This is a genomic window from Streptomyces ochraceiscleroticus, assembly GCF_000720485.1.
Taxonomy (GTDB): Bacteria; Actinomycetota; Actinomycetes; order Streptomycetales; family Streptomycetaceae; genus Streptomyces; species Streptomyces ochraceiscleroticus.
Map to the genome: position 1 here is coordinate 21,762 of NZ_JOAX01000050.1, position 9,547 is coordinate 31,308.

The following is a 9,547-nucleotide window of genomic DNA, read 5'->3' on the forward strand; positions in this document are numbered from 1 at the left end:
GCGGCAAGATTGTCAGTGGCCGCGGGTACCTTCTTCGCATGGGGAAGCACGCGACGCACATCGTCTGGGACTGGAACGGCACGCTCTTTCACGACATCGACGCCGTGATCGGCGCGACCAATGCCGCATTCGGTGAGATCGGCCTGCCCCCGATCACCCTGGAGCGGTACCGGGAGCTGTACTGCGTGCCGATCCCGCGCTTCTACGAGCGGCTGATGGGGCGGCTGCCCACGGACGGCGAGTGGGCGGTCATGGACGAGGCGTTCCACCGGCACTACACGCTCCGGCGGGAGGCGTGCGCGCTCGCCGAGGGCGTGGAGATGCTGCTGGACAGCTGGCGGACGGCCGGGCGCAGCCAGTCGATCCTCAGCATGTACGGGCACGACGAGCTGCTGCCGCTGGTGCGCGACTTCGGCATCGAGTCGCACTTCATACGGGTGGACGGCCGGACCGGGCCGTCCGGCGGCAGCAAGAGCGCGCACATGGTGCGGCACTTCGCGGCGCTGGAGGGGGCGCGCGTGGAGCCCGGCCGTACGGTCGTCATCGGTGACGCCGTGGACGACGCGGTGGCGGCCCGGGACGCCGGGGCCCACGCGGTGCTGTACACGGGTGGTTCGCACAGCCGCGCCAGCCTCCTGGAGGCCGGCGTGCCGGTCGTCGACAGCCTGGCGGAGGCCGTCGCGGCGGCGGAGCGGCTGGCGATCTGAGAGCCGGCAGGTCCACGGGGACGCCGGCCGAGCGGCTGATGACCTGAGAGCCGGCACGTGCCCCGGGTCGGCTGCGGAGCGGCTGGTGATCCGAGCCGGCACGCGGCGGGGGCGGCTGCGGAAGAGCCCTCACGTTGTGCGTCGGCACGCGTACGCTGTGCTTTTGGGAGCCGGTGCCTCGGGAGCCGGCTCAGTGAGCGATACCGGGGGCGGTATGACGGTCGACTTCAGCCAGCGGCGGAGCGGCGCGCTGCCGGTCGAGGTGACCGGGTTCGTCGGGCGGGTGGCGGAGCTGGCCCGGGTACGGCGGTTGCTGGGGGACGCGCGGCTGGTCACCCTCCTCGGGCCGGGCGGCGTCGGCAAGAGCCGGGTGGCGCTGCGCACGGCAGCCGCCCTCAAGGAGGAGTTCCCCGACGGGGTATGGCTCACGGAGCTGTCCGCGCTGCGCTCCGCCGAGCTGCTGCCGCAGACCATGGCCGCGGTGCTCGGGCTGCCGGAGCAGGCGGGGCGCCGCACGGTGGACGCCCTCGTCGAGCACCTCCAGGACCGGCAGGCCCTCCTCGTGCTGGACACCTGTGAGCATCTGGTCGACGCCTGCGCCATGCTCGCCGATCTGTTGCTGCGCGAGGCGCCGCGGGTGCGGATCCTGACGACCAGCCGCGAGCCGCTGGACGTGCCGGGGGAGCACACGGTGCAGATCCCGCCGCTCCCGGTGGAGGACACGCCGCAGGCGCAGAACGGCTGCGGGGCGGTGGCGCTCTTCGCGCAGCGGGCCGCTGCCGTGGTGCCCGGCTTCACGGTCACCGCCGCCAACCGGCCCGACGTGGTGGCCCTGTGCCGCCGTCTGGACGGCATTCCGCTGGCGGTGGAGCTGGCGGCCGTACGGCTGCGCGCGATCCCCCTGACGCAGCTCGTAGCCCGTCTGGAGGGCCGTTTCGAGGTGCTGACGGGCGGCCGCCGGGCAGTGGCGCTGCCCCGGCATCAGACGCTGCGTACCGCGATCGGCTGGAGCCACGAGCTGTGCACCCCGGCGGAGCGGCTGCTGTGGGCCCGGCTGTCGGTCTTCGCCGGCTCCTTCGACCTGGCCGCGGCCGAGGACGTCTGCGCGGGCGGTGACCTGCCGGCCGGGGAGGTGGTGGAGCACCTCATCGGGCTGGTCGACAAGTCGGTGGTGCTGCGCACCGAGGACGGGAACGGGGACGGCGAGGGGGCCGGGGACGGCTCCCGGTACCGGCTGCTGGACACGATCCGCGAGTACGGCGCCGAGTGGCTGGAGAAGGCGGGGGAGGCGAAGGAGTTCCGGGGCCGGCACTTCGCGTACTACCGGCGGCTGGGCGACCGGTTCCTTGCGCGCTTCCTCACGGACGAGCAGCTCGCGCTGTACGAGGCACTGCTGCGGGAGCAGGCCAATCTGCGGGCCGCGCTGGGGCACGCGCTGACGGCGGACGGCGACGCGGTGGCGGGGCTGGAGCTGGCCGCGCGGCTGTGGCCGTTCTGGCGGACGGCGGGGCTGCAGAAGGAGGGCCGGCACTGGCTCGGCAAGGCGCTGGAGCTGGTCCCCGAGGAGCGGCCGGAGCGGGCGGCCGGCCTGCTGTCGGCCGGGATGCTCTGTCTGTGGCAGGGCGATCCGCAGGGCATCCTGCGGGACTGCGGGCGGGCCCGGGAGCTGGCGGAGCGGCTCGGGGACGCGGCGGTGCGGCGCTGGGCGGACGGCTTCCTGGGCCTCGCGCGCGGCATGCTCGGGGAGATCGAGCGCTCGGCCGGGCTGCTGGCTCCGGTGCGGGCCGAGATGATCGCCGCGGACGACCGGCTCGGTGCCGTGATTGTCCACTATCACGAGGCGTTCCTGCGCGTCACCGTCGGTGACCCCGAGGGTGCCCGGCGGCTCTGCGAGGTGGCGCTGGGCCACCTCGACGCCCCGGAGGAGCGGATGCTGCGGTCCGTCGTGCTGTCCGTTCAGGGGATCGCGCTGTGGCGCCAGGGGCAGCGGGCTGAGGGCGCGCAGCTGACCCGGACGGCGCTGCGGCTGAAGAGCGAGCTGCACGAGAGATACGGCGTCGCCTACTGCGCCGAGGTGCTGGCTTGGATTGCCGCGGAGGACGGGCGGTACGCGCGTGCCGCGTGGGTACTGGGGGTGGCGCAGGGCGTGTGGCGCAGCGTGGGCGCCACGATGTTCGGCATGCGGGCCTGGCTGGAGGTGCACGACCGGGTGGCGGCGGAGGTCCGCGGGGCCCTCAGCGACTGCCGGTACGACCGCCTCTTCGAGCAGGGGCTGCGGCTGCCCCTGGACCGGGCCGTGGAGCTGATCCTCGCCGACGCGGAGACGCCCGCGGTGCCGTCGCCGCGGGCGGCCGCCGGCGGCGTGCCGGGCGGCGAGGTGCTGACCCGCCGGGAGCGGGAGGTGGCCGCCCTGGTCGCCGACGGGCTGTCGAACCGGGAGATCGCCGAACGGCTGGTGATCTCCAAGCGCACGGCGGACGCGCATGTCGAGCACATCCTCAGCAAGCTCGGCGTCAGCTCCCGCACGGAGATCGCGGACCGCTGCGCCGACGCCTGACGACGGCCGCCCTGCGGGGGCCCGGACATGACCCCCGCAGGGCCCGGACTCACATCGCCGGCGCCTTCGCGCGCAGGACCTTCAGGAACTCGCGCATCCAGCCGGAGTGGTCCGGCCAGGCGCGGGAGGAGACCAGGGTGCCGTCGACGACGACCTCGGCGTCGCGGTAGCCGGCGCCCGCCGCCTGCATGTCCATCTCCAGGGCGGGATAGCAGGTGACCCGGCGGCCGTTCAGGCGGCCGATCGCGGCGGTCAGCAGGGGCCCGTGGCAGATCTGCGCGACCGGCTTGTCGGCGTCGAAGAACGCCTTGATCACCTTGCGCAGCTCGGCGTCGTTGCGCAGGTATTCGGGGGCCCGGCCGCCGGGGATCACCAGGGCGGCGTAAGCGCCGGGGTCGACTTCGGAGAACGCCAGGTCGGCCGGCCAGGTGTAGCCGGGCTTCTCGGTGTACGTGTCGAAGCCGGGCTCGAAGTCGTGGACGACGAAGCGGAGCGTCTTGCGGGCGGGGGCTGCGATGTGGACGTCGTACCCCTCCTCGCGCAGCCGCTGGTACGGGTAGAGCACCTCTAAAGACTCCGCCGCGTCCCCGGTCACGATCAGGATCTTGGCTGCCATGGCGTACCTCCGCGGGGCTCGCGTCCGACTCCGTCCCGCTCAAGGTCCTCCGGTTCCGAGCGGTTGCCAAGACCCCCTGCGGACCTCCTGCGGATGCCCGAGTGTGATCGGACGAGGCACGTCTCTGTCCATACCGGCAAAGAACTGAGTGTGGTTTTGTACACACAAGGCCCATGACGACTCCCCTGCAAGGAGCGATAGCCTGGCAGCGTGATCAGCGCGATAACCCGCGGGGGCGTCGAGGCCCCTGCTTCGCGCCCGGGACACCACGGTGCCCGGGCGGCCGTTGATCATTCCCGTTACGACCAGGTGCCAGGAATGCCAAATCTGGCCAATTCCGCCCCGGTCGCCCCTCATCGCGGCATAGCGTCGATTCCGACCGGACATGCTCCCGGGCCCGTCCCGGGGGTCCCTTACGCGCCGGTCCGGCGTTGTGCCGTATCCGCTTATTTCCACAACGTCACGCAACGGCGCGCGACAGGAGCCAGAGGACATGCAGACCAAGCTGGACGAAGCCAAGACCGAGCTGCTCACGAAGGCCGCCAGGGTCGCTGAGAGCGGACCGGCGGGAGGGCAGTCACCGGTACCGGGTCTCGACCCGGACACCCTCAGTGGATACCTCCAGCGCTACTACCTGCACACCGCTCCGGAGGACCTCACGGGGCGCGACCCCGTCGACGTCTTCGGCGCGGCACTCTCGCACTACCGGCTGGCGGGCGTCCGTCCGCAGGGCACGGCGAACGTCAGAGTCCACACGCCGACCGTCGAGGAGAACGGCTGGACCTGCAGCCACTCCGTCGTCGAGGTCGTCACCGACGACATGCCGTTCCTGGTCGACTCGGTCACCAACGAGCTCTCCCGGCAGGGCCGCGGCATCCACGTCGTGATCCACCCGCAGGTCGTCGTCCGGCGTGACGTCACCGGCAAGCTGATCGAGATCCTGGACGCCGAGGACGAGGCGCACGGCACCCCCGGCAAGGCCAAGGACGCCGAGCTGCCGCACGACGCGCTCGTGGAGTCCTGGATCCATGTGGAGATCGACCGGGAGACCGACCGGTCCGACCTGAAGCAGATCACCGCCGATCTGCTGCGGGTCCTCAACGACGTGCGCGAGGCCGTCGAGGACTGGGAGAAGATGCGCGACGCCGCGCTGTGCATCGCGGACGAGCCGCCCACCGAGCCCACCGCCGACGACCTGCGCGACCGTGAGGTGGAGGAGGCCCGCGAGCTGCTGCGCTGGCTGTCCGCCGACCACTTCACCTTCCTCGGCTACCGCGAGTACGAGCTGACCACGGCGCCCGGTGAGGCCGACGGCGACGAGGAGGTGCTCACCGCCGTGCCCGGCACGGGCCTCGGCATCCTCCGCTCGGACCCCAAGCACCGCGAGGAGGACGAGGGCCACCCCGTCTCCCCGTCCTTCAACCGGCTCCCGAAGGACGCGCGCAAGAAGGCCCGCGAGCACAAGCTGCTGATCCTGACCAAGGCGAACAGCCGCGCGACCGTGCACCGGCCGAGCTACCTCGACTACGTCGGCGTGAAGAAGTTCGACGCGCAGGGCAACGTCGTCGGCGAGCGGCGCTTCCTGGGCCTGTTCTCCTCCGCCGCGTACACCGAGTCCGTGCGCCGGGTGCCGGTCATCCGCCGCAAGGTCACCGAGGTGCTGGAGGGCGCGGGCTTCTCGCCCAACAGCCACGACGGCCGCGACCTGCTCCAGATCCTGGAGACCTACCCGCGCGACGAGCTGTTCCAGACCCCGGTCGACCAGCTCCGCGCCATCGCCACCAGCGTGCTCTACCTCCAGGAGCGCCGCCGGCTGCGGCTGTACCTCCGCCAGGACGAGTACGGGCGCTACTACTCCGCGCTGGTCTACCTCCCGCGGGACCGTTACACCACCGGCGTCCGGCTGCGCCTGATCGACATCCTCAAGGAGGAGCTGGGCGGCACCAGCGTCGACTTCACCGCCTGGAACACCGAGTCGATCCTCTCCCGGCTGCACTTCGTCATCCGGGTCGAGCCGGGTGCCACGCTGCCCGACCTCACCGACGCCGATGTCGACCGCATCGAGGCGCGGCTGGTGGAGGCGGCGCGCTCCTGGGCCGACGGCTTCGCCGAGGCGCTGAACGCCGAGTGCGGCGAGGAGCGCGCGGCCGAGCTGCTGCGCCGGTACGCCCAGGCGTTCCCCGAGGGCTACAAGGCCGACAACTCCCCGCGCGCCGCGGTCGCCGACCTCCAGCACCTGGAGAAGCTGTGGACCGCCGAGGAGGGCCGCGACTTCGAGGTCAGCCTGTACGAGCCGGTCGGCGCGGGCCCCGGCGAGCGCCGCTTCAAGATCTACCGCACCGGTGAGCCGGTCTCGCTCTCGAAGGTGCTGCCGCTGCTCAACCGCCTGGGCGTGGAGGTCGTCGACGAGCGGCCGCACGAGCTGCGCTGCTCGGACCGGTCCGCCGCGTGGATCTACGACTTCGGCCTGCGGATGCCGGAGCGGCCGAACGGCGACGACTACCGCGAGCGCTTCCAGGACGCCTTCACGGCGGTGTGGACGGGCCGCGCGGAGAGCGACAACTTCAACAAGCTGGTGCTGGGCGCGGGCCTGGACTGGCGGCAGGCGATGGTGCTGCGCGCCTACGCGAAGTACCTGCGGCAGGCCGGCTCCACCTTCAGCCAGACGTACATGGAGGACACCCTCTCCCACAACGTCCACACCACCCGGCTGCTGGTCAGCCTCTTCGAGGCGCGGATGGCGCCGCGGCGGCAGCGGGCCGGCACGGAGCTGATCGACGGGCTGCTGGAGGAGCTGGACGGCGCGCTGGACCAGGTCGCCTCGCTGGACGAGGACCGCATCCTGCGCTCGTTCCTCACGGTCATCAAGGCGACGCTGCGCACCAACCACTTCCAGAAGGACAGCAAGGGCGAGCCGCACGCCTACCTGTCCCTGAAGCTGGACCCGCAGGCGATCCCGGACCTGCCGGCGCCCCGCCCGGCGTACGAGATCTGGGTGTACTCGCCGCGCGTGGAGGGCGTGCACCTGCGCTTCGGCAAGGTCGCGCGCGGTGGTCTGCGCTGGTCGGACCGGCGGGAGGACTTCCGTACGGAGATCCTCGGCCTGGTCAAGGCGCAGATGGTCAAGAACACCGTCATCGTGCCGGTCGGCGCGAAGGGCGGCTTCGTCGGCAAGCAGCTTCCGGACCCGGCGGTGGACCGGGACGCGTGGCTGGCCGAGGGCATCGCCTCGTACAAGACCTTCATCTCCGGTCTGCTGGACATCACCGACAACCTCGTCGGCGGCGAGGTCGTGCACCCGCAGGACGTCGTCCGGCACGACGGGGACGACACCTACCTCGTCGTCGCGGCCGACAAGGGCACCGCGAAGTTCTCCGACATCGCCAACGAGGTCGCCGAGTCCTACGGCTTCTGGCTGGGCGACGCCTTCGCCTCCGGCGGCTCGGCGGGCTACGACCACAAGGGCATGGGCATCACCGCGCGTGGCGCGTGGGAGTCGGTCAAGCGCCACTTCCGCGAGCTCGGCGTGGACACCCAGTCCGAGGACTTCACGGTCGTCGGCGTCGGTGACATGTCCGGTGACGTGTTCGGCAACGGCATGCTGCTCTCCGAGCACATCCGCCTGGTCGCCGCCTTCGACCACCGGCACATCTTCCTCGACCCGAACCCGGACGCGGCGACCTCGTACGCCGAGCGCCGCCGCCTGTTCGAGCTGCCCCGCTCCTCCTGGGAGGACTACGACAAGTCGCTGCTGTCGCAGGGCGGCGGCATCCACCCGCGTACGGCCAAGTCCATCCCGGTCAACCAGCACGTCCGCGCCGCCCTCGGCATCGAGGCGGGCATCACGAAGATGACCCCGGCCGAGCTGATGAAGGCGATCCTGCAGGCCCCGGTGGACCTGCTGTGGAACGGCGGCATCGGTACGTACGTGAAGTCCTCGGCCGAGTCGAACGCGGACGTCGGCGACAAGTCCAACGACGCCATCCGGGTCGACGGCCAGGACCTGCGGGTCAAGGTCGTCGGCGAGGGCGGCAACCTGGGCCTGACCCAGCTCGGCCGGATCGAGTTCGCCACGAACGGCGGCCGGATCAACACCGACGCGATCGACAACAGCGCCGGCGTGGACACCTCCGACCACGAGGTGAACATCAAGATCCTGCTGAACTCCGTGGTGACCGACGGGGACATGACGGTCAAGCAGCGCAACAAGCTGCTCGCCGAGATGACCGACGAGGTCGGCGCGCTGGTGCTGCGCAACAACTACGCGCAGAACACCGCCCTCTCGCTGGCCCTCGCCCAGTCCTCCAACATGCTCCACGCCCAGCAGCGGTTCATGCGCCGCCTGGTGCGCGACGGGCAGCTCGACCGGGCGCTGGAGTTCCTGCCGTCCGAGCGGCAGATCCGCGAGCGGCTGGCCAACGGCCGGGGCCTGACCCAGCCGGAGACCGCCGTCCTGCTCGCGTACACCAAGATCACGGTGGCCGACGCGCTGATCGAGACGAGCCTGCCGGACGATCCGTACTTCAAGCACCTGCTGCACGCGTACTTCCCGACCGCGCTGCGCGAGCGGTTCGCCGAACAGGTGGACAACCACGCCCTGCACCGCGAGATCACCACGACGGTGATGGTCAACGACACCGTCAACACCGGTGGTACGAGCTTCCTGCACCGCATGGTGGAGGAGACCGGGGCGTCCCTGGAGGAGGTCGTCCGGGCGCACACCGCGGCCCGCGCGATCTTCGACCTGAACCAGGTCTGGGACGACGTCGAGGCGCTGGACAACAAGGTGCCCGCCGAGGTGCAGACCCGCATCCGGCTGCACTCCCGGCGGCTGGTCGAGCGCGGCACCCGCTGGCTGCTCAACAACCGCCCGCAGCCGCTGGAGCTGTCCGGCACCATCGACTTCTTCCGTGAGCGGGTCGGCGCGGTCTGGGCCGAGCTGCCCAAGCTGCTGCGCGGCAGCGACATGGAGTGGTACGAGTCGATCTACGGGCAGCTTGCCGAGGCGGGCGTGCCGGAGGGGCTGGCGCACCGTGTGGCCGGCTTCTCGTCGGCCTTCCCGGCGCTGGACATCGTGGCCATCGCCGACCGCACCGGCAAGGAGCCGCTGGACGTCGCCGAGGTCTACTACGACCTGGGCGACCGGCTGCGGATCAACCAGCTCCTGGACCGCATCCTGGAGCTGCCGCGCGCCGACCGCTGGCAGTCCATGGCCCGCGCCTCGATCCGCGAGGACCTGTTCGCCGCGCAGGCCGCGCTGACCGCGGACGTCCTCTCGGCGGGCAACGGCACGGCCACGCCGGAGCAGCGCTTCAAGGCGTGGGAGGAGAAGAACGCCGCGATCCTGGGCCGCGCCCGCGCCACGCTGGAGGAGATCCAGGGCTCGGACTCCTTCGACCTGGCCAACCTGTCGGTCGCGATGCGCACGATGCGGACGCTGCTGCGCCAGCACAGCTGAGGCCCGTAGGAACGGGGACGGCCCCGGAGCGCCATGCTCCGGGGCCGTCCCCGTTTTCGTGCGTGCGGCTCACTTCTTGGTGAACGCCTCGTACTCCTTGAGGACGTCCGCCGTGGGGCCGTCCATGAGGAGCTCGCCCTTCTCCAGCCACAGCACCCGGTCGCAGGTGTCCCGGATGGACTTGTTGTTGTGGCTGACCAGGAAGACCG

Annotated in this window: 4 protein-coding genes and 1 pseudogene; 3 read left to right on the top strand and 2 right to left on the bottom strand. The window is 71.4% G+C overall.

What is annotated here, in order from left to right:
• Positions 1-38: 38 nt before the first annotated feature.
• Positions 39-707, top strand: a complete 669-nt coding sequence (locus tag IG84_RS0136465) for an HAD family hydrolase (protein ID WP_031067495.1) — start codon at positions 39-41, stop codon at positions 705-707.
• Positions 708-921: 214 nt separating this feature from the next.
• A complete protein-coding gene (locus IG84_RS0136470; RefSeq protein WP_031067497.1) occupies positions 922-3,264 on the top strand; it encodes a LuxR C-terminal-related transcriptional regulator in 2,343 nt (780 codons plus the stop codon).
• A gap of 49 nt (positions 3,265-3,313) precedes the next feature.
• On the opposite strand, the gene IG84_RS0136475 is transcribed toward IG84_RS0136470, so the two are convergent.
• Positions 3,314-3,880 (bottom strand): DJ-1/PfpI family protein, encoded by a 567-nt coding sequence (locus IG84_RS0136475; protein ID WP_031067499.1) that lies wholly within the window; start codon positions 3,878-3,880, stop codon positions 3,314-3,316.
• Between the two features lie 493 nt (positions 3,881-4,373).
• Between IG84_RS0136475 and IG84_RS0136480 the strand changes: the two genes are divergently transcribed.
• Positions 4,374-9,338, top strand: a complete 4,965-nt coding sequence (locus IG84_RS0136480; protein ID WP_031067502.1) for an NAD-glutamate dehydrogenase — start codon at positions 4,374-4,376, stop codon at positions 9,336-9,338.
• Between the two features lie 69 nt (positions 9,339-9,407).
• Here IG84_RS0136480 and IG84_RS42480 read toward each other — a convergent pair.
• Positions 9,408-9,547: pseudogene (locus IG84_RS42480) on the bottom strand (ABC transporter ATP-binding protein); the annotation flags it as partial.